Raw genomic sequence first — 20,604 nt, 5'->3', positions numbered from 1 at the left:
GTTACCTATGCTCACAATGAAATAGGTCCTGATATTGTTCCCGTATGACCACGCCGGATTCCGACAGCCTGCTCGCCGAGCAGTTGCTCAGGCTCACGCGCCGGGTGCACCGCATCCAGAAGCGTCAACTCCACGAGCGCGGTCTCGGCGTGACGCCGGCCCAGTCCCGGCTGCTGCGCACCCTCGCGCACTGGGAGACACCGCCGCGCATGGCCGATCTGGCGGAGCGGCTGGAGGTGGTGCCGCGCGCGGTGACCACGCTCGTCGACGGGCTGGAGGCGAGCGGCAAGGTGCGCCGGGTGCCCGACCCGGCCAACCGCCGGGTGATACGCATCGAGCTGACCGAGGACGGCCTCAAGACCCTCCAGGGCCTGAGGGACGTGCGCCGGGCCGCCGCGGAGGAGATCCTCGCACCGCTCACGGACGAGCAGCGGGACGTCCTCGGCGGCCTGCTGGACACGCTGGTGGACGGCCAGTAACTCCTGCGAGGAGACCTCGGCCGCCGGGCCTGTGGGGCGGGAGGGGGCTGCGGTTTGCTCCGGGCGCGGCGGGGACGGGGGCTGTTCCGCGTGCGCTGGGTGCCGGGCGCCGGGAGCGGGGCTGACCGGGGCCTGTTCCGGGCACGACGGGAGCGAGGGCCGCGGCCTGTTCCGGGCACGAACGGGGCCGGGGCTGACCGGTTACACCGGGGGCGGGGGCCCAGGGCCTGTCCGCGTGCGCCGAGCGCCGAGAACGGTGGCCGGTTGGTGTCTGTTCCGGGTGCGACGGGGACGAAAGCCGCAGCCTGTTGCAGGTGCGCCGGGAGCCGGCAGACCGGGGCCTGTTCCGGGTGCGCCGGGAGCGAGGGCCGCGGCCTGTTCCGGGCACGAACGGGGCGGGGCCCGCCCGGGACCTGCTCCAAGTGCAGCGGGAGCAGGTCGCGGCCTGTTCCGGTGGGCGGGTCAACCGGCCTCGGGGGCGGGTTCCTTGACGAGCGGTGCCGGTACCGGCTCCTCCGCGGCGGTGGGCGCGGTGTCGCCGCCCAGCACCTTCTTCGCCCGGTCGAGGTCCAGCGCGCCCTCCCACCGGGAGACCGCGAAGACCGCGACGCAGTTGCCGAGCAGGTTGGTCACCACGCGCATCGAGTCCATGATGCGGTCCACCCCGAGGAGCAGGGCGACGGCACCGGCGGGGATGGCGCCGAGCGAGGAGGCGGTCGCCGACAGGGCGAGGAAGGCCGAGCCGGGGATGCCCGCCATGCCCTTGCTGGTGAGCATGAGCACCAGGACCACGGTGATCTGCTGGCCGAGACTCAGATCGACGCCCACCGCCTGGGCGATGAAGAGGGTGCCGATGGAGAGGTAGAGCGAGGCGCCGTCGAGGTTGAAGGAGTAACCGGTCGGCAGGACCAGCCCCACCGCGTCGTCACGGGCGCCGGCCCTGCGCAGCTTCTGCATCACGCGCGGCATGACGGACTCGGTGGACGCGGTGCCGAGCGCGAGCAGCATCTCCTCGCGGATGTAGCGCAGGAACTTCCAGAGGCTGAGCCCGGTGAGCGCCTTGAGCGCCACGGCCAGTAGCACGACGAAGAGGGCGGCGGCCGCGTAGCACAGGACGATCAGCTTGGCGTAGGTCTCGATGACGCCGAGGCCGTACTGACCGATCAGCACGGCCATCGCGCCGAACACCGCGATCGGCGCGAGGCGCATCACGAAGCCGACGACGGCGAAGATGATCTCCTGGGCCTGCTCGATGGCGGGCAGCACCTGCGGGACCCTGGTGTGGCCGAGGTGCAGCAGGGCGGCACCCACCAGACAGGCCAGGACCAGCACCTGGAGCAGCGAGTTCTCGGCGAAGGCGCCGATGAAACTGGTGGGCAGCGCGTTGACGACGAACTCGGTCGTCGAGGGCAGGTGCCCGCCGCCGGTCTTGGCGTCGACGGCCGTGGAGTCGAGCGTGGCCGGGTCGACGTGCATCCCCGAGCCGGGCCGGACGAGGTTGGCGGCGAGCAGACCGATGACCAGCGCGAGGGTGCTCGCGACCTCGAACCAGATCAGCGCCTTGAGCCCGATCCGGCCGAACGCCTTCAGGTCACCGGCCTTGGCGATGCCGACGACGACCACACAGAACACGAGCGGCGAGATGATCGTCTTGATGAGCCGGGTGAAGCCGTCGCCGAGCGGCTGGAGGTCCGAGGCGAAACCGGGCCACAGCTTCCCGACGAGGACACCGAGCACGAGCGCGCAGGCGACCTGCGCGAAGAGAGAGGTACGCAGTATGTGTGCGACGCGTCGCGGCAGGGACGGGACGGACGGCGGCACGGGCACTCCTTGAGCGAGGGGGGACGCACAGAAGCCGAGCGGAGACTTCTGCGATACGGAAAGCTGCTTCCGTCTTGATCACTCTGGAGGGCCCGTCGATCACGCGGGAGACCGTCGCGTTTCGGCCAGGTAAATCACCGCACCTGTGACGCATCGCACACAACTCGCTTCAGCAGCGGTCGGTCTCCTCGGTCACCACCCCCTGGGCGGTGGCGAGGTAGCGGTCGTAGCAGCCGGACGAACCACGGATGCGGTAACGCTCACTGCTCGTCCCCACCGCGTGCCGCTGGTCGCGCGGGACGTTGATCGCGTACGTGGCGTCGCCGGTGTAGGTGTCGTCGAGCCCGTACCACCCGGTGCGGTGACCGGCCCGGGTCACCGTGACGTCGGCGCGGTCACCGAGGGTCAGCACGGTGCGCAGCCGGTCGCCCGTGCCGATCGTGGTGGTGCCGTCCATCGTGTACGTGCGGTGGGTGCGGGTGGTCCTGGCCGGGCCGCGGCCGTCGACGGTGACCGACTCGTCGTCCGTCCAGGTCGCCCGGAGCGCGTCGGGGTTCTCGCCGTCGGCCCAGCGGTGGGTGGAGGTGTTCGCGAGCGAGCGCCGGACGGTGGTCGTGACGCGGCCGTGCGAGGTGTCCACGTACCCGGCGACGGTGAGCCGGTGGTCACCCCGGGTGTCCACACGGTGTTCCGAACCGGGCGTGTACGTCGAGGAGTCGGCGAGATCGCCGCTCGTGTGCGCGGTGAGCTTGCCGGTGACGTGGGCCCGCTCGGCGTCCTGCCAGACGAGGACGTTCACGGGGGCGCTCCAGCCCGGCTGCCCCTCGGGGACGCCGACGACCGCGACCTCCACGCGGTGCGGGCCCCCGTCGTTGAGGATGCCGGCGAAGGGGGTCAGGTCGTATTCGATCGGCTTGACGTCGAGGGCGCGGGGGCCCGGCACGACGTACCAGAGGAAGGGGTTCGACCAGCCACCGGTCCACACGGTCGGGAACGGGGCGGCGATTCCCGCCAGTCGACCGTCCACCTTGATCTGCACCTCGCGGTAGGGGCCGTCGTCGGCCTGGCAGGAGTACGGCGCGTTCGAGGGCACCGCCAGGTACCAGTACTCCTCGCAGCCGCCGCCCGAGCCGGTGGCGTAGACCTCGGCCACGACGCGTTCGCTGTTGCGGGGGGTGGTGAGGGTGTTGCCGTCGGGCGTCAGCACCCGGTCCGGCACCGAGGCGGCCTCGCGGCCCGGGTAGAAGGTGAGCGTGACCTTCACGTCGATGATCCCGGTGTACGTGTCGTCGACGACGTTCCCGATGAGCATCTCCACGTCGTGGGTGCCGCGGAAGGTGTCGCTGTACCGCGTGACGTCCTTCTCGACGGACCACTCGATGCCGTCGGGCGAGGGCTGCGGGGTGGACGTACGGAAGATCTCGACCCCGCCGACGTGCAGGTACCCGAGCCGGTCGAACTGCCGTCCCTTGACCTTGCCGTCCATGCGCAGCACGACCTTGGCCCAACGGTCGCCGCATCCCTCGGGCGGGGCGTAACTCCCGGTGTACGGGGTGAAGTCCCTGAACTGCGCCTCGGCGACCGTGACTTGGCACGACCGGCCCGAGGGCCTGGTGACGGGCGGCGCGGCGGTGACCGGGTCGTGCCAGTCGGTGCCGAACTCGGCCGGGACGGCGGCCTGTCGGGCTGCCGTGGGTCTGGCCTGCGCGGACTGGGCGGGTGCCGCTCCGAACAGGGTGCCCGCCAGGAGGGTCGCTCCGGCGAGCATGGACATGGCGATCCGTCTCTTCATGGCCGTGTTCTACGGCGAGTCGGGCACGTCCCGCAATGACGCCTCCCCCCGGCGGTGCGCGGCGAGGCGGACACGCGCGGGTGTGCTCCTCGCTCCATGGCCGCAGCCGGGACGGGCGGGCCGGTTCCCGCGAGCTCAGCCGGATCTGTACGGCACGGCGGAAAACCTGTTGCCTCCGACCACGCTCTGCGGCGAACCTTTCACGGTTTGCAGCCGCCGTGTGCGGCTCCCTCCCACCCCCCTGACACGAGCCACTGGGACGTCACACGTCATGCAGATCCAAGACCTTCCGTATCCCGACCCGGGAGTGCCGGACGCCCGCTCGGGCTCCCGGTTCCTGTGGTGGCTCTTCAGGAACCAGTTGGGCGGACAGCTCAAGTCACTGGCCTGGGGACTGCTGCACTTCCTCTCCGTCTCCGCGCTGCCCCTCTGCGTCGGGGTGGCCGTCCAGGCGGTCGTCGACCACTCCGGCCGCCGGCTCGCCCTCGCCGGCGGCCTGCTGGCCCTGTGCTGCCTCGGCAGCGCGCTCGGCGACACCTTCCTGCACCGCACCGCCGTCACCAACTGGATCACGGCCGCCGCGCGCGTCCAGCAGTTGCTGGCGCACAAGGCCGCCAACCTGGGCTCTGCGCTGACCCGGCGGGTCGCGGCCGGCGAGGTCGTGGCCGTCTCCACCGGCGACGTCGAGAAGATCGGCTGGTTCGTGGAGGCCTGGTCACGGTTCACCGCGGCGGCGGTCACCGTCGTCGTGGTCTGCGCCGGACTGGTCGTCTACCAGCCGGCGCTCGGCGTGGTGGTCGCCGTGGGCCTGCCGGTCCTGGCCCTCGCCGCCCTGCCGCTGCTGCCCCGCGCGACCCGACGCGCCGACTTCCAGCGGGAGAAGGCCGGCCGCGCCACCGAACTGGCCTCCGACACCGTCGCCGGTCTGCGGGTACTGCGCGGCATCGGCGGCGAGGAACTCTTCCTCGACCGCTACCGCAGGGCCTCCCAGGAGGTCCGCCACGCGGCCGTGCGCAGCGCCCGCATGTGGTCGCTGATCGCCGCCATCCAGGTGCTGCTGCCGGGGCTGCTGCTCATCGCGGTCGTCTGGTACGGCGTCCACCTGGCCCGGCAGGGTCGCGTCGAGATCGGCGAACTGGTCGCCGTCTACAGCTCGGTCATGATCCTGACCTATCCGCTGCGGCACTTCGAGGAGATCGCCATGGCGTACTCCTTCTCCCGGCCGTCGGCCACGCGGGCCGCCCGGGTGCTGTCGCTGGAGCGGGCCACCTCCGCCGAGGGTTCCGGGGACCGGGGCCGCGACGGGGACGGACCGCCCGGCGGGGACCTGTACGACCCGGCCACCGGTCTGCTCGCCCCCTCCGGCCGGCTCACCGCGGTGGTGTGCGGCGACCCGGACGCGGCGGGGCTGCTCGCGGAACGCCTCGGCGGGCACCCCGCGGACCAGGGCACGTCGGTGCTGCTGGGCGGGGTGCCGCTGGACGAGCTGCCGCTCGACGCGGCGCGCACGGCGGTCCTCGTCCAGGACAAGGACCCGGTCCTGCTCTCCGGAACCCTGCGCGAACTGCTCGACGTGCCCGCCTCGGGTGACGTCGGCGCCGAGGAGGCGCTCGCGGCCGCGCAGTGCGCGGACGTGCTGGCGGCTCTCGTCCAGGGCTCCCTGGACGCCGAGGACCCGATGGACGCGCGCATCACCGAACGCGGACGGTCCCTGTCCGGCGGCCAGCGCCAGCGGCTGGCCCTGGCCCGGTCCCTGTTCACCGACCCGGAGGTGCTCGTCCTGGACGAACCGACCTCCGCCGTCGACTCGCACACCGAGGCGCGGATCGCCCAGGGCATCCGTGACCTGCGGGCCGGGCGCACCACCGTGGTGTTCACCTCCTCGCCGCTGCTCCTGGACCACGCCGACCGCGTGGTGCTCGTGCACGAGGGCGAGGTCGTGGCCGTCGGCGTGCACCGCGAACTGGTGCGCAAGGAACCCCGGTACCGCGCGGTCGTCACCCGCGAGACGGACGAGGAGGCCGCGTCGGACGGCGTGCCGATCGACCGGCAGGTGCCCGGCAAGGAAGACGCGCTGCACAAGCGGGACGTGGTGCGCGAACAAGGCGCGCTGAACGAGCGGGACCTGTTGCACGAACTGGAAGAGATCGAGGAGAGCGCATGATCGGCGTGGCGCCACCGGCGTACGACCCGGCGGCACCGACGACGGCGACCACCCTGCCCGTCGGGGCCACCGCGACCGTACGCGCCTACGTGGCCGAACTGTTCCACCGGCACCGCCGCGCCTTCGCGCTCCTGGTCGGCGTCAACACCGTCGCGGTGGTGGCCTCCATGGTCGGACCCTGGCTCCTCGGCGACCTCGTCGAGCGGGTGTCGGACGGGGCCCGGGAACTCCGTCTGGAGCTGACGGCCGGGCTGTTCCTGATCGCACTGGTCGTCCAGGCCGTCTTCGTACGGCAGGTGCGGCTGCGCGGTTCGATGCTCGGCGAGCGCATGCTGGCGGACCTGCGCGAGGACTTCCTCGTACGGGCGGTCGGCCTGCCGCCGGGCGTCCTGGAACGGGCCGGCACCGGTGACCTGCTGTCCCGGATCACGACGGACATCGACCGGCTCGGCAACGCGATGCGGGAGGCCGTGCCGCAGCTCGCGATCGGCGTGGTGTGGGCGGCCCTGCTCCTCGGCGGGCTGGTGATCACCGCGCCGCCCCTGGCCGCCGCCGTGCTCCTCGCCCTGCCGGTACTGGTGATCGGCTGCCGCTGGTACTTCAAGCGGGCGCCCTCGGCGTACCGCTCGGAGGCCGCCGGCTACGCCGCCGTGGCCGCCGCGCTCGCCGAGACCGTGGACGCCGGGCGCACCGTCGAGGCGCACCGGCTGAGCGCGCGCCGCATCGAGCTGTCGGAGCGGCGGATCAAGGAGTGGACGGCCTGGGAGCGGTACACGCTGTGGCTGCGGTCGGTGCTCTTCCCGTGCGTCAACGTCAGCCACGTGATGATCCTCTCGTCGGTGCTGATGGTGGGCGGGGTGTTCGTCCTCCAGGGCTGGATCGGGGTCGGCCAGTTGACGACGGGCGCCCTGATCGCGCAGATGCTGGTCGATCCGGTCGGGCTGATCCTGCGCTGGTACGACGAGCTCCAGGTGGCCCAGGTGTCGCTGGCCCGGCTGGTCGGGGTCCGGGACATCGAGCCGGCCGCCGGCGACGCCGGGCTCGCTCCCGAGGGGCGGGACGTCCACGCCGACCGGGTGCACTTCGGCTACCTGGAGGGCGTCGACGTCCTGCGCAAGGTGTCCCTGGAGGTCGCGCCCGGCACCAGGCTGGCGCTGGTCGGCCCCTCGGGCGCCGGCAAGTCCACCCTGGGCAGGCTGCTGGCCGGCATCTACGCGCCCCGGGACGGCCGGATCACCCTCGGCGGGGCCGAGCTGTCCCGGATGCCCGCCGAACGGGTCCGCGAGCACGTGGCCCTCGTCAACCAGGAGCACCACGTCTTCGTGGGCTCCCTGCGCGACAACCTCCTGCTCGCCCGGACGGACGCCACGGACGCCGAGCTGTGGGCGGCCCTCGGCGCGGTCGACGCGGACGGGTGGGCGCGGGCCCTCGACGACGGCCTCGACACCGAGGTCGGCTCCGGCGGGCTGACCGTCACTCCGGCCCAGGCCCAGCAGGTCGCGCTGGCCCGCCTGGTGCTGGCCGACCCGCACACGCTGGTCCTGGACGAGGCGACCTCGCTGCTGGATCCCCGGGCGGCGCGTCACCTGGAGCGCTCCCTGGCCCGCGTCCTCGACGGCCGCACCGTGGTCGCCATCGCCCACCGCCTGCACACCGCCCACGACGCCGACGTCATCGCCGTCGTCGAGAACGGCCGCATCAGCGAACTGGGCAGCCACGACGAGCTCGTCGCGGCGGAGGGGGCGTATGCGGCGCTGTGGAGGTCCTGGCACGGGTGAGGACGGGCGGGTTCGGCGGTACCGGGGCACCCGCCCCGGCATCGCCGAGCCTGGCGCACCCCGTCGCCCTCCCCACCCGCTCCGGCCGCCACGGCGTCCGCGCTGGCGTTGCGCAGTCCCGAGCGGGGGTGGAAGGCTGGACAGCAGCACCGGCTCAGGGAGCGCCCGCGGACGGCAGGGTTCGACGGTGGGCGCGGCGAGTGCCCCGTGAGTCCGCGGTCCGCCCCGGGCCGCGGCAGGACCGGGTCCGTCCCCTTCACCTGGAGGTATCCGTGGACAGCTCCGACGGATGGGGAGACGACGTCTACCAGCCCGACGGCTCCGAGATCCAGGACGACGCGGGTCTGCTCGACGCGGAGGACACCCTGGAGGACGACGGAGTCGGCGATCCGCTCGACCGCGGCTGGTCCCCGCCGGAGAAACCGTGGGCGGTGGAGCACAGCGGTGTGACGGCCGCCGAGCGCCGCCGGGGCGAGACGCTGGACCAGCGGCTCGCGGAGGAGACGCCCGACCTCGCGCCCGTCGACGGCGACGGCATCGGTGACTGCGACGGCACCGACGGCGAACTGCTGGACAACGAGGTCGGCGCGATGCGCTCGGGCCGTCTCGTGGCCCCCGACGAAGGGGTCCACGAGGACGAGGAGAGCGCGCTGGTCGCCACGGACGTGGGCATCGACGGAGCCGCCGCGTCCGCGGAGGAGGCCGCGATGCACATCGTCGACGAGGAGTCCCTGCCCGGCTGACCCGCGCTGCCGCCCCGCCGTTCCCGCACCTGCCCCCACCGCCGTACCGCCCACGCCGTACGCCACGTCCCCCGAGGAGCATCCATGCAGCAGGACAAGCACCCCGACTACCACGAGGTCGTCTTCCGCGACCGCTCCGCCGGCTACGCCTTCCTGACCCGGTCGACCGCCACCAGCGAGCAGACCATCGAGTGGGACGACGGCGAGACGTACCCGGTGGTGGACGTGGAGATCTCCTCCGAGAGCCACCCCTTCTACACCGGCAAGGCGCGGACGGTGGACTCCGAGGGACGCGTGGCCGCCTTCGAACGGCGCTACGGAGGCGGGACCGGGACCGGTCAGGGCTGACGGGAAGCCCTCAGGCCCCGGCCGGCGCCCCGGCCCGTGTCCCCGCCTCAGATGAAGTTGAGGGCCGCCGCGCAGCCCACTCCCCCGAGCAGCATGAACGCCGGCATGAGCACCTTCAGCTCCACCCAGCTCCCGGCCCGGAAGCGCATCACCTTCGGCGGGCCGATCGGGTACCAGCGCTTGCGGCCCACCGGGATCGGCCACAGGATCGGGCAGCCGGAGACGGTCAGCGCGTCCCCGATGTCGTGCACGAGCGCACCCAGCACGACCGGCAGCCCCAGCCACAGGTACTCCTGGCCCGGCTGCGTGAACAGCCAGTCCGAGCCGTTGCCCGGCTTGTCCAGGACGCCCGCGATGATCCACGCGCTGGTCGCGGCCAGCAGCCACACCAGGACGTCCGCGCTGGAGCCCCGGGTCGCCCGCCACAGCAGGCCCTCGATGGCCAGCACCATGTGCACGAACAGGATCGCCAGCACGGCCCAGCGGCCACCGGTGATCGCCGCCACCGAGCATCCCGCGCCGATCAGTACCGCCCACAGCCAGGTGTGGGTGAGCGTGCGGTGCCCGCCGGAGCGGCGCGGGTCGCCCTGCTTCTTGGTGGCCTTGTAGACGGCGTACGAGAGCTTGTCGACGATCTCGCACAGGGCCCTTGAGATCGGCCCGAAGGCCCGCGAGATCGTGGCCGCCTTGTGGTCGAGGTCGGGAGCGAGCGCGGCACCCGCGCAGATCAGGGCCCCGGCCAGCAGGACGGGCCAGGGCATGGTGTGCCCGGATGCGGCGGCAGCCGCTCCTACGCCCAGCCAGGCCGCGGCGCCCGACAGTGAGTGTGCTGGTCCCATCATCGGCGTCGCCCGCCCCATTCCTCGTGTGCCACTGTCCAGTTGACCGGCGCCGCTGACGCTCCGTCGGCGTCACAGCGTACTGGTCGTGATCTTCGGACCCGCATCCGATTCCCCCCTCGGGCATCCGGGCAGGCAAGATGGGTGGGTGACCCTCATCGATCAGCTCCCGCCGACCGCCGATCCCGACGCCCTCTACGAAGCCTTCGAGTCGTGGACGGAGGAGCGGGGTCTGACGCTCTACCCCCACCAGGAGGAGGCGCTGATCGAGGTGGTGTCCGGCGCGAACGTGATCGTGTCGACGCCCACCGGCTCCGGCAAGAGCATGATCGCGGCGGGTGCGCACTTCGCCGCCCTCGCCCGTGACGAGGTCACCTTCTACACAGCGCCCATCAAGGCCCTCGTGTCGGAGAAGTTCTTCGAGCTGTGCAAGATGTTCGGCACGGAGAACGTCGGCATGCTGACCGGAGACGCCTCCGTCAACGCCGACGCCCCCGTCATCTGCTGCACCGCCGAGGTGCTGGCGTCGATCGCGCTGCGCGACGGCAGGAACGCGGACGTCGGCCAGGTCGTCATGGACGAGTTCCACTTCTACGCCGAGGCGGACCGCGGCTGGGCCTGGCAGATCCCGATCCTGGAGCTGCCCCAGGCGCAGTTCGTCCTCATGTCGGCCACGCTCGGCGACGTCTCGATGTTCGAGAAGGACCTCACCCGGCGCACCGGCCGGCCGACGTCGGTGGTCCGCTCGGCGACCCGTCCGGTCCCGCTCTCCTACGAGTACAAGTTCACCCCGCTCACCGAGACCCTGACGGAGCTCCTGGAGACCAAGCAGGCGCCGGTGTACATCGTGCACTTCACGCAGGCGCAGGCCGTGGAGCGGGCGCAGGCGCTGATGAGCATCAACATGTGCACGCGCGAGGAGAAGGACCAGATCGCCGACCTGATCGGCAACTTCCGCTTCACCACCAAGTTCGGCCGCAACCTCTCCCGCTACGTGCGGCACGGCATCGGTGTCCACCACGCCGGCATGCTGCCCAAGTACCGCCGCCTGGTGGAGAAGCTCGCCCAGGCCGGCCTGCTGAAGGTCATCTGCGGCACGGACACCCTCGGCGTCGGTGTCAACGTGCCCATCCGCACGGTCCTGTTCACGGCGCTGACCAAGTACGACGGCAGCCGCGTCCGCACCCTGCGCGCCCGCGAGTTCCACCAGATCGCCGGCCGCGCGGGCCGGGCCGGCTACGACACGGCCGGCTTCGTCGTCGCCCAGGCTCCCGAGCACGTCATCGAGAACGAGAAGGCGCTCGCCAAGGCGGGCGACGACCCGAAGAAGCGCCGCAAGGTCGTCCGCAAGAAGGCGCCCGAGGGGTTCGTCGCCTGGTCGGAGAACACCTTCGAGAAGCTGATCGCCTCCGAGCCGGAGCCGCTGACGTCCCGGTTCCGGGTCACCCACACCATGCTGCTGTCGGTGATCGCCCGCCCCGGCAACGCCTTCGCGGCGATGCGGCACCTCCTGGAGGACAACCACGAGCCGCGCAAGCAGCAGCTCAAGCACATCCGGCGGGCGATCGCCATCTACCGCTCGCTGCTGGACGGCGGCATCGTCGAGAAGCTCGACGAGCCCGACGCCACCGGACGGATCGTCCGCCTCACCGTGGACCTCCAGCAGGACTTCGCGCTCAACCAGCCGCTGTCCACGTTCGCGCTCGCCGCGTTCGAGCTGCTCGACCCGGAATCGCCGTCCTACGCCCTGGACATGGTGTCCGTCGTGGAGTCCACGCTGGACGACCCCCGGCAGATCCTCGTGGCCCAGCTCAACAAGGCGAGGGGCGAGGCGGTGGCCGCGATGAAGGCGGACGGCGTCGAGTACGAGGAGCGCATGGAGCGTCTCCAGGACATCAGCTACCCGAAGCCGCTGGAGGAGCTCCTCTTCCACGCGTACGACACCTACCGCAAGAGCCACCCCTGGGTCGGCGACCATCCCCTCTCCCCGAAGTCCGTCATCCGCGACATGTACGAGCGGGCGCTGACCTTCACGGAGTTGGTGTCCTTCTACGACCTCGCCCGCACCGAGGGCATCGTCCTGCGCTACCTCGCGAGTGCCTACAAGGCGCTCGACCACAACATCCCGGACGACCTGAAGTCCGAGGATCTTCAGGACCTGATCGAGTGGCTCGGCGAGACGGTCCGCCAGGTCGACTCCAGCCTCCTCGACGAGTGGGAGCAGCTCGCCAACCCGGAGGAGATGACCGCCGAGGAGGCCCAGGAGAAGGCCGACGAGGTCAAGCCGGTCACCGCCAACGCGCGCGCCTTCCGCGTCCTGGTCCGCAACGCCCTGTTCCGCCGCGTCGAACTCGCCGCCCTGGACCAGGTCGAGGAGCTCGGCGAGATGGACGGCGAGTCCGGCTGGGACGCCGACGCGTGGGGCGAGGCGATGGACAGATACTGGGACGAGTACGACGACCTCGGCACCGGCCCCGACGCCCGCGGCCCCAAGCTGCTGCGGATCGAGGAGGAGCCGCAGAACCGGCTGTGGCGTGTCCGGCAGACCTTCGCCGACCCGAACGGCGACCACGACTGGGGCATCAGCGCCGAGATCGACCTCACCGCCTCCGACGCCGAGGGCCGCGCGGTCGTCCGGGTCACCGACGTCGGCCAGCTGTGAGCCACGGGCCGGCCGCGCGCCGCAGGCCAGTTGTGAGCCGCAGGCCAGTTGTGAGCCAAGGAGAATCCCACCCATGACGAACCCGGCCGAGAGGCTCGTCGACCTGCTCGACCTGGAGCAGATCGAGGTCAACATCTTCCGCGGCCGAAGCCCGCACGAGTCCCTCCAGCGGGTCTTCGGCGGCCAGGTGGCGGGACAGGCGCTGGTCGCCGCCGCCCGGACCACGGACGGCGAGCGTCCGGTGCACTCGCTGCACGCGTACTTCCTGCGCCCGGGCCGGCCCGGCGTACCGATCGTGTACCAGGTCGAGCGGGTGCGGGACGGACGGTCGTTCACGACGCGCCGGGTCACCGCCGTGCAGCAGGGCCGCACGATCTTCAATCTCACCGCCTCCTTCCACAAGCCCGAGGAAGGTCCCTTCGAGCACCAGCTCCCTCCCGCCCGCAAGGTCCCGGACCCGGAGTCCCTGCCGAGGGTGAGCGACGAGATCCGGGAGCATCTGGGCGAGCTGCCGGAGCAGTTGGAGCGGATGGCGCGCCGCCAGCCCTTCGACATCCGCTACGTGGACCGGCTGCGCTGGACCGCCGAGGAGGTCAAGGACGCCGAGCCGCGCAGCGCGGTGTGGATGCGCGCGGTCGGGCCGCTCGGGGACGACCCGGTCGTGCACACCTGCGCGCTGACCTATGCGAGCGACATGACGCTCCTGGACGCCGTCCGCCTCCCGGTCCAGCCCCTGTGGGGCCCGCGGAGCTTCGACATCGCGTCGTTGGACCACGCCATGTGGTTCCACCGGCCGTTCCGCACGGACGAGTGGTTCCTGTACGACCAGGAGTCGCCCATCGCGACGGGTGGCCGCGGGCTCGCCCGTGGCCGGATCTACGACCGGGAGGGACGGCTGCTGGTGTCCGTCGTCCAGGAGGGGCTGTTCCGCCCGCTGTAGGTCAGGCGCTTCTGCGGCGGAGCCAGCCCAGCAGTCCGCGGGACGGTTCCCGCGGTGCCGGCTCCTCCGCCGGAGGGACGGACGGTGCCTGCCGGCCCGCCGGCCGGGGCGCCGGCCGGAAGCGCCGCGCGTCCTCGAGGGCGCGGGCCAGTTCGGTCCTCAGCCAGGCGGTCTCGGCCGGGTCGTCCGCCGTCATGATCTTCTCGACGAGCTGCCCGGCGGGGGTGGCCGGCACCCCGTGCGCGGGTGGTGCCGGCCGGAAGCGGCTCAGGCGGGACCGCTCGTAGGGGTCCGGGACGAGCTCCGCGAGCCGGACGGGATCGAGGAACGCGGCAAGGACTCCGGCGCTCTCCCAGGGGTCCTGGGCCAGCCGCAGGAGGAACCCGCGGTGGCGTCCGCGCCAGTTGCGGGCGCGGAGGTCCACGCCCTCGTCCAGCAGGTCGCGCAGGCTCTCGGGCATACGCCGTGCGGTCAGCAGCGGCCTGTTCTCCGCCACGGTCGCGAACTCCGCGAGTTCGTCCGCCAGATACAGCCAGACGACGGCCCGGTAGCGGTTCAGATAGAAGCGCACCGGCGAGAACAGGCCGAGGCGTGCGAGGCGCGTGAACCTGCCGACGGGGATGTCCATGACCTTCGCGCCCTCGGTGGTGCCCACGAGCCGTACCCGTTCGCGCAGTGAGTCGGGAAAGCCGTCCGTGGCCCGCAGCCGGTCGACCTCCGACCGCGCGATGCGTCGGCCCCCTCCCCCTTCGTCGGGGACCGTCCGGATCCGGCCGAGGTGGACCGCGAGGTCGAACTCACTGCGCTTGAGGCCCAGTTCCCGTGCGGCGCGGCTGGAGGTGTAGGCGGTTCGCTGGAGTCGGGTGATGGTGCTGCTCGTCATGCTCGCTCCCCCGTGTAGTCGTCGCTCACGCTGAGTGCGCTCGCCGTGACAGAAACCGTAGCCGGTGGGACGAGGAGCGCGGGGAGCCTGTGGATAACCCCGAGGAGCTGGAGAACTTGCAGGTCAGAGCTCTGTCTCAGGGCTCCGCTCGGGGTGGCGGGCGTCCACGTCGAGATGCTCGCCGACCCGGTTGACGAGCCGCGTCATCTCGTAGGCGATCCGGCCGATGTCGGCCTCGGAGCCGCTCAGCACGCACAGACAGCTACCGGTGCCCGCCGCGGTGACGAACAGCACCGCGTCGTCGAACTCGATCATCGTCTGCCGTACCTGGCCCGCGCCGAAGTGGCGTCCCGAGCCCTTGGCCAGGCTGTGCAGCCCCGACGAGACGGCGGCGAGATGGTCCGCGTCCTCGCGGCGCAGTCCGGTACTGGCGCCGGTCACCAGCCCGTCGTTGGACAGCACGAGTGCGTGCCGCACGTGCTCGACGCGCTCGGTCAGATCGTCCAGCAGCCAGCCGAGCCCCTGCTTCTGCGGCATGTGTCCCGTCTCCCCGTGTGACGTCCCCTCCTGCCCGGAGGATCCCTCAGCAAGCCTTCCCCACGACCGTCAACGGGGCAAGGAGAATGGGGACATGGCACAGAAGATGACCGATGAGGAATGGCGGGAGTTCGTCTCGCACGGCACCCGCACCGGCAAGTTGTCGACCGTCCGGGCCGACGGAAGTCCGCATGTGGCGCCGATCTGGTTCGTGCTCGACGGTGACGACCTGGTGTTCAACACCGGGAAGGAGACCGTGAAGGGGCGCAACCTGGCGCGGGACGGCCGTGTCGCCCTGTGCGTGGACGACGACCGGCCGCCCTTCGACTACGTGGTGCTGCGTGGCCGGGCCCTGCTGTCCGAGGACCTCGACGAGGTCCGGCACTGGGCCGGCCGGATCGGGGCGCGGTACATGGGCGAGGAACGGGCCGAGGAGTTCGGCGCCCGCAACGGAGTCCCGGGCGAACTCCTCGTCCGCGTGAAGATCGACAAGGTGCTGGCGGAGAAGGCCGTCGCGGAGTGACGTGCCGGTGGGCCGGCCCCTCGCCCGCGGTCAGCCCACCGAGTCGAGCAGCCGGGCGGTGTGCATCCGCCCGGCGTACTCGACCAGCCTGATCAGCACCTCCTTGCCCGAGTCGCGGTCCCGTGCGTCGCACAGCACCACGGGGGTGCCCTGGTCGAGATCGAGGGCGCGCGAGACGTCGTGGGCGCCGTAGGTCCGGGCGCCGGCGAAGCAGTTGACGGCCACCACGAACGGGATGTGCCGGTGCTCGAAGTAGTCCACGGCCGGGAAGCAGTCCTCCAGGCGCCGGGTGTCCGCGAGGACCACGGCACCCAGGGCCCCCTGTGACAACTCGTCCCACAGGAACCAGAAGCGGTCCTGGCCGGGGGTGCCGAAGAGATAGAGGGACAGGCCCGAGCGGATGGTGATCCGCCCGAAGTCCATGGCTACGGTGGTGGTGACCTTCTGGTCCACACCGTCGGTGTCGTCCACCGACTGGCCCGCCTCGCTGAGCAGTTCCTCCGTGCGCAGCGGCCTGATCTCGCTGACCGCGCCGACCAGGGTGGTCTTGCCCACGCCGAACCCGCCGGCGACCAGTATCTTCAGCGCGAGGGCGGTCGTCTCGCCGCCCTGGGCGTCGGAGTTCTCGGAGACCATCGATCACTTCTCTCGGGAGGGCCGGCGAAGGGCGGCGACGCCGGTACGGGGGCGCGAAGGCAGCATCATGACAACTGGAGTCCCCCTTCGGGGGGTTGGACCGCTTGTTGCCCGGTTCTGAACGTTCATCTACAGCGCCCGCAGCCCTTCGATCACCTCGCGCAGAATCCGTTCGTCGGGCAACTGCGCGGGAGGCACCGGACGGCTGACGCTGACACAGCCGAGTTCCAGGAGGTCCCCCAGCAGCACCCTGACCACGCCCACGGGCAGGTCGGCGCCCGCGGACAGCTCCGCCACCGACTGCGTCTCGGTGCGGCAGAGGTCGATGAGGGCCCGGTGTTCCGGCCCGAGCGCCGTGTCGTCGCCGGCTCCGGGCGCGCCGACGTCGAGGGTGACGAGGGCGATCAGGTCGAAACGCACCCCGGTGGGGCCGGGTCTGGTGCGGCCTCCCGTCATCGCGTAGGGGCGGACGAGGGGGCCGGCCTCGCCGTCGTACCACTGGCTTCCCTGTCCGTACGGGACGCCCGCCATGTCCTCGGTCATCTCAGCCGACCGCCCTTCCCTCTCATCCGGCGGCGGGTGGCCGCGCGCCCACGCGCGGCGGCGTGTAGAGGTGCTCGCCGACCCGCTTGACCAGCCGTGCCATCTCGTAGGCGACCAGGCCTATGTCCGCGGTCACCGCGGTGAGGACGGCGAGACAGGAGCCGTCCCCCGCGGCGGCCACGAACAGGAAGCCGTCGTCCATCTCGACCATGGTCTGGCGCACTCCTCCGGCACCGAAGTGGCGGCCCGCGCCCTTCGCCAGGCTGTGGAAACCGGAGGAGACCGCGGCAAGATGTTCCGCGTCCTCACGCCGCAGATCCGTCGAGGCGCCCACGGCGAGGCCGTCGTTGGAGAGCACCACCGCATGCCGGACCTCGCTGACGCGCAGCACCAGGTCGTCCAGCAGCCAGTCGAGTTCGCCGGACCTCCCCCATTCCCGGCCGCGCTCGCGCGGGGGGACCCCCATGTCGGCCCTCGTGCTCGGGTCCTGGATCATCCTCGGTCTCCTTCGCTGCTGTATCTGCCCGCCGGGGAATCTGGGGTGGCACCGCGGCCGGGCCGCCTGCCCCCGCCGCGCGCCCAGCCGTCCCGGTACGCCGCCATCCGGTCCCGGACGACCTCGGGAGTACGGCCGTCGTCGTCCCGGGCGGCGGCCGCCGGGGCCGGCTCCTGGGAGCGCTGCGTGCGCAACTGGGGAGCGAGGCTCGCCTGCCGGACACGGCGGGGGAGGTCGTCGGCCTCCTCCGGTTCCTCGGGCGGTCGGTGCAGCCGCAGGGCGGTGACTCCGGAGGGCGGGGTGTCGGACCGTTCCCGGTCGGCCGCGGCGGTCAGGGGGGCCACGAGAGCGGGCCGCTCGGACGGGGCGGGCACGGACTCCTGCTCCCGTTCGGTGGCGGCCACGCGCGCGTACTCGCGTTCCGTGCGCCGTTCGCGGTCCGCCGCCTGGGCGGGGGAACGTTCCGCCGCCTTGATGTGCAGCAGCGCCGTGGGCAGCAGGACGACCGCGGTGGTTCCGCCGTAGGGCGAGGTGCGCAGGTGCACCTTGATGCCGTGCCGGGCGGCGAGCCTGCTGACCACGAACAGGCCGAGCCGGTCGCTGTCGAACAGGTCGAGTGCCTCGGACTGCTCGATACGGCGGTTGGCCTCCGCGAGGGTCTCCTTGCCCATGCCCAGACCGCGGTCCTCGACCTCGACGGCGTAGCCGTTGCCGACGGGTTCGCCGGTGACACGCACGCGCGTGTGGGGCGGCGAGAACTGGGCCGCGTTCTCGATGATCTCGGCCAGCAAGTGGGTGAGGTCGGCGACCGCCGCGCCGATCACGGACGCGTCGGGCAGTTGGCGCACCTCCACGCGGGCGTAGTCCTCGACCTCGGAGACGGCCGCGCGGACCACGTTGGTCAGCGGGACCGGCATGCGCCAGGCGCGGCCGGGTGCCGCTCCGGAGAGGATGATCAGGCTCTCCGCGTGGCGGCGCATGCGGGTGGTGAGGTGGTCGAGCCGGAAGAGGTCGCTCAGTTCGTTCGGGTCGTCGGAGCGGCGTTCCATGCTGTCGAGCAGGCTGAGCTGACGGTGGACGAGGATCTGGCTGCGGCGGGCCAGGTTGACGAAGACCCCGGAGATGCCGCTGGCCAGTTCGGCGCGCTCCACCGCGGCCCGTAGTGCGGCCCGGTGCACGGTGGCCAGGGCCTCGGCGACCTGACCGGTCTCGTCCTCGGCCGGCGGCCCGGGCGGGGCCTCGGACCGGATGTCGATCTCGTCGCCCGCGCGCAGCCGGTCCATGGCCTCCGGGAGTTTGCGGCGGGCGATCTCCAGGGCGCTGTTGCGCAGGCTGACGAGCTCGACGACGAGGCCGCGTCCGATGCGCACGGAGATGACGAGCGACGCGGCGACGGCGATCAGGCCGAGCAGGACGGCGGCCCCGGCCGGGGTGAGCAGTCCCCGCGTGAACGGGTCGGCGCGGTGGGAGACGCCGCTTCCCGCGGTCCGTTCGACGGCCCGCATGCCGTCCTGCACGCGTGTGTGTGCCGTCTGCCAGGTGTGCTCCGGCGTCGACCGGACGGCGCGGGCGCCGGGGCCGGCGGCAAGTGCCCGGTCCTCGGCGGCAGTCAGCGTGGCGTAGGCGGCGCTGCCCGCGACCTTCCGCCAGGCGTCCCGGTCGGAGCCGCGCAGGTCGGCCACGGCGCTCTGCGTGAGGGCCCGGCGGGTGTCGACGGCCCCGGTGAACAGCCGCAGCCGCTCCCCGGCGAGGACACCTGCCGACCGCGCGCTCGCCAGTACGGCGTCCTCCTGGGCCAGCGACTCGCCCGCGCGGGAGAACTCGAGCAGCACGCGCGCGTCGGAGCCGAGTTCGGCGTCCTGGATGCCGGTGAGGGCTCCGCCCACCGCGAAGGCGCCCGCGATGGTGCTGGTGTAGCGGCCGTACGTCTCGTCCCATCCGGCGCTGCGGTCGAGCACGGCGGCGCGCACGGAGCGCAGTTGTTCCGCGCCGGTCACGAAGTCCTGGAGCCGGCGGGCGACTCCGGCGGGCAGTTCCTCGCTGTCGGCGACCGTGTTGTCGTCGCCGAGCCGCAGCCGTGCCACGGCCTCGTCGGTACGCCCGGCGAGCCTGCGGAGGTCGTCGCTGCGCGCGGTGGACGGGTCCGTCGCGTAACGGACGGCGGCGGCACGTTCCGCCTGGAGCGCGGTCACGGCGGCGGCGACGGGTGAGCGGACGGTGTCGTCCACGCGCTGCAACTGCCGCAGCCGGGACACGTCCTGGGCGGTGCTGACGGTGGCGTACGCCCACAGTGCGAGCAGGGAGACGACGGGCACCATGAGCAGGCAGACGATCTTGGCGCGGACCGTGCGGGGGCGTATCCGCCAGTGTCCCGCGCGCGCGGGTATGTCCTCGGCCGGGGGCCCGGCGGTGTCGTCCGGGCTTTCGTCGGCGGGTGGTCCGGCATGGGCGCGACGCCCGCGTGCGGGTGTCTGCCGCGGCGTCTCGGCGCCGGATGTGGGGGTCCTACGCGGTGTACGCATGGCCTCCTCGCTCGGGAGTGGTTCGGGGGCGTGTCGTCGGGCCGGCCGGGCCCGGATCCGCCGCTAGGAGGGGACGCCCTGGACCGTGCGCTGCGCGGAGGCGGATGCCTCGCGCTCTCCTGAGGTGGGCGACAGCGCGACGAAGGCCGAGGTGAGGAACAGGTAGGAGCCGAGGCCGACGGCGAGCGGGAAGATGAACTGCATCGCCGTGGCCCCGGGCAGGACGGCCCCGGAGGGCGAGACCCGCACGCTCACCGCGAACATGCCGGTGTAGTGCATGCTGCTGACCGCGGCGCCCATGATGAGCGAGGCGATGGTGACGGCCACGGGCGACTTGATGTTGAGCGCCGCCCACAGGGCCGCCGTCGCCGCGACGACGGCGATGAGGACGGAGAGTCCGACGAGCAGCGGGTCGTAGTGGACGCCGCCGTGCAGCCGTACGGCGGCCATGCCCAGGTAGTGCATGCTCGCCACGCCCAGGCCGGTGGTGAGTCCGCCCAGGAGGAGCGCGCGGACCCGGTCGCGGCCGTAGCCGACCGCGAAGACGCCCGCGGAGACGACGACCATGGCGACCAGGAGACTCGCGATGGTCAGCGGGACGTCGTAGCGGATGTCGGTACCGCTGACGCTGAAGCCGAGCATGGCCACGAAGTGCATGGTCCAGATGCCGGTCCCGATGGCCGAGGCCGCGGTGATCAGCCAGTTGCGGCGCGACCGTCCGGTGGCCGCGAGGGCACGCACGGTGCAGCGCAGGCCGAGCGCGGCGCCGATGCAGGCCATGACGTACGAGAGTGCGGGCGTCAGCCAGCCCAGGGCTGCGTGGTCCAGGTGTCCCATGGCCAGGGGACGCTAGTCGGCGCAGGGGCGCACAAAGAGGGCGCATTTCGAAAGGTGTTGC

Annotated in this window: 18 protein-coding genes; 8 read left to right on the top strand and 10 right to left on the bottom strand. The window is 72.2% G+C overall.

Going from position 1 to position 20,604, the window contains the following annotated elements; all coding sequences use genetic code 11:
• Nucleotides 1–44: 44 nt before the first annotated feature.
• Nucleotides 45–479, top strand: coding sequence for a MarR family winged helix-turn-helix transcriptional regulator (locus ACIQJT_RS10290; protein WP_402641787.1), 435 nt, complete (start codon nt 45–47; stop codon nt 477–479).
• Between the two features lie 462 nt (nt 480–941).
• On the opposite strand, the gene ACIQJT_RS10285 is transcribed toward ACIQJT_RS10290, so the two are convergent.
• A complete protein-coding gene (locus ACIQJT_RS10285; protein WP_365448746.1) occupies nt 942–2,300 on the bottom strand; it encodes a cation:dicarboxylate symporter family transporter in 1,359 nt (452 codons plus the stop codon).
• Between the two features lie 169 nt (nt 2,301–2,469).
• Entirely contained in the window at nt 2,470–4,092 is a 1,623-nt protein-coding gene (locus tag ACIQJT_RS10280; protein ID WP_402641784.1) for a peptide-N4-asparagine amidase, read from the bottom strand.
• 271 nt (nt 4,093–4,363) lie between these two features.
• Here ACIQJT_RS10280 and ACIQJT_RS10275 point away from each other — a divergent pair, with 271 nt between their 5' ends.
• From ACIQJT_RS10275 to ACIQJT_RS10260, 4 genes are all read left to right on the top strand, one after another.
• On the top strand, nt 4,364–6,256 hold the full coding sequence (locus ACIQJT_RS10275) for an ABC transporter transmembrane domain-containing protein (RefSeq protein WP_402641782.1): 1,893 nt from the start codon (nt 4,364–4,366) through the stop codon (nt 6,254–6,256).
• The gene (locus ACIQJT_RS10270; RefSeq protein ID WP_365448740.1) at nt 6,253–8,034 is read left to right on the top strand and encodes an ABC transporter ATP-binding protein; all 1,782 of its coding nucleotides are present in this window, start codon (nt 6,253–6,255) and stop codon (nt 8,032–8,034) included. Before ACIQJT_RS10275 ends, ACIQJT_RS10270 begins: the two co-directional genes overlap by 4 nt.
• A 272-nt stretch (nt 8,035–8,306) precedes the next feature.
• Nucleotides 8,307–8,777: a DUF5709 domain-containing protein gene (locus ACIQJT_RS10265; protein WP_365448738.1), complete on the top strand. Its 471-nt coding sequence runs from the start codon at nt 8,307–8,309 to the stop codon at nt 8,775–8,777.
• 84 nt (nt 8,778–8,861) lie between these two features.
• Nucleotides 8,862–9,125 (top strand): type B 50S ribosomal protein L31, encoded by a 264-nt coding sequence (locus ACIQJT_RS10260; RefSeq protein WP_053851948.1) that lies wholly within the window; start codon nt 8,862–8,864, stop codon nt 9,123–9,125.
• 47 nt (nt 9,126–9,172) lie between these two features.
• Here ACIQJT_RS10260 and ACIQJT_RS10255 read toward each other — a convergent pair whose 3' ends face one another.
• Nucleotides 9,173–9,967: a metal-dependent hydrolase gene (locus tag ACIQJT_RS10255; protein WP_365448736.1), complete on the bottom strand. Its 795-nt coding sequence runs from the start codon at nt 9,965–9,967 to the stop codon at nt 9,173–9,175.
• A 145-nt stretch (nt 9,968–10,112) separates the two neighbouring features.
• Between ACIQJT_RS10255 and ACIQJT_RS10250 the strand changes: the two genes are divergently transcribed.
• Together ACIQJT_RS10250 and ACIQJT_RS10245 are read left to right on the top strand one after the other, a co-directional pair.
• Entirely contained in the window at nt 10,113–12,626 is a 2,514-nt protein-coding gene (locus tag ACIQJT_RS10250) for a DEAD/DEAH box helicase (protein WP_402641777.1), read from the top strand.
• A 73-nt stretch (nt 12,627–12,699) separates the two neighbouring features.
• A complete protein-coding gene (locus ACIQJT_RS10245) occupies nt 12,700–13,566 on the top strand; it encodes an acyl-CoA thioesterase (RefSeq protein ID WP_402641775.1) in 867 nt (288 codons plus the stop codon).
• Nucleotide 13,567: 1 nt separating this feature from the next.
• Here the strand turns inward: ACIQJT_RS10245 and ACIQJT_RS10240 are convergent, their stop codons facing one another.
• Both ACIQJT_RS10240 and ACIQJT_RS10235 read right to left on the bottom strand, forming a co-directional pair.
• Complete coding sequence (locus tag ACIQJT_RS10240; RefSeq protein WP_402641772.1) at nt 13,568–14,449, bottom strand: DUF6397 family protein; 882 nt, start codon at nt 14,447–14,449, stop codon at nt 13,568–13,570.
• Between the two features lie 123 nt (nt 14,450–14,572).
• A complete protein-coding gene (locus tag ACIQJT_RS10235) occupies nt 14,573–14,986 on the bottom strand; it encodes a roadblock/LC7 domain-containing protein (RefSeq protein ID WP_365448728.1) in 414 nt (137 codons plus the stop codon).
• A gap of 94 nt (nt 14,987–15,080) precedes the next feature.
• Between ACIQJT_RS10235 and ACIQJT_RS10230 the strand changes: the two genes are divergently transcribed.
• Nucleotides 15,081–15,509, top strand: a complete 429-nt coding sequence (locus ACIQJT_RS10230) for a PPOX class F420-dependent oxidoreductase (RefSeq protein ID WP_365448726.1) — start codon at nt 15,081–15,083, stop codon at nt 15,507–15,509.
• A gap of 30 nt (nt 15,510–15,539) precedes the next feature.
• Here the strand turns inward: ACIQJT_RS10230 and ACIQJT_RS10225 are convergent, their stop codons facing one another.
• The 5 genes from ACIQJT_RS10225 to ACIQJT_RS10205 form a co-directional block, all read right to left on the bottom strand.
• On the bottom strand, nt 15,540–16,145 hold the full coding sequence (locus ACIQJT_RS10225) for an ATP/GTP-binding protein (RefSeq protein WP_053851955.1): 606 nt from the start codon (nt 16,143–16,145) through the stop codon (nt 15,540–15,542).
• A 129-nt stretch (nt 16,146–16,274) separates the two neighbouring features.
• Nucleotides 16,275–16,688 carry a DUF742 domain-containing protein gene (locus tag ACIQJT_RS10220; protein WP_365448724.1) on the bottom strand — a complete coding sequence of 138 codons (414 nt, stop codon included), beginning with the start codon at nt 16,686–16,688 and terminating at the stop codon, nt 16,275–16,277.
• A gap of 22 nt (nt 16,689–16,710) precedes the next feature.
• Nucleotides 16,711–17,184: a roadblock/LC7 domain-containing protein gene (locus tag ACIQJT_RS10215; RefSeq protein WP_037707777.1), complete on the bottom strand. Its 474-nt coding sequence runs from the start codon at nt 17,182–17,184 to the stop codon at nt 16,711–16,713.
• Complete coding sequence (locus ACIQJT_RS10210; RefSeq protein WP_402641767.1) at nt 17,181–19,706, bottom strand: nitrate- and nitrite sensing domain-containing protein; 2,526 nt, start codon at nt 19,704–19,706, stop codon at nt 17,181–17,183. Before ACIQJT_RS10210 ends, ACIQJT_RS10215 begins: the two co-directional genes overlap by 4 nt.
• A gap of 63 nt (nt 19,707–19,769) precedes the next feature.
• On the bottom strand, nt 19,770–20,543 hold the full coding sequence (locus tag ACIQJT_RS10205; RefSeq protein WP_402641763.1) for an MHYT domain-containing protein: 774 nt from the start codon (nt 20,541–20,543) through the stop codon (nt 19,770–19,772).
• Nucleotides 20,544–20,604 lie beyond the last annotated feature (61 nt).

The organism is Streptomyces sp. NPDC091972, assembly GCF_044756385.1.
Taxonomy (GTDB): domain Bacteria; phylum Actinomycetota; class Actinomycetes; order Streptomycetales; family Streptomycetaceae; genus Streptomyces.
This window is presented reverse-complemented; position numbering and strand designations above follow the sequence as displayed.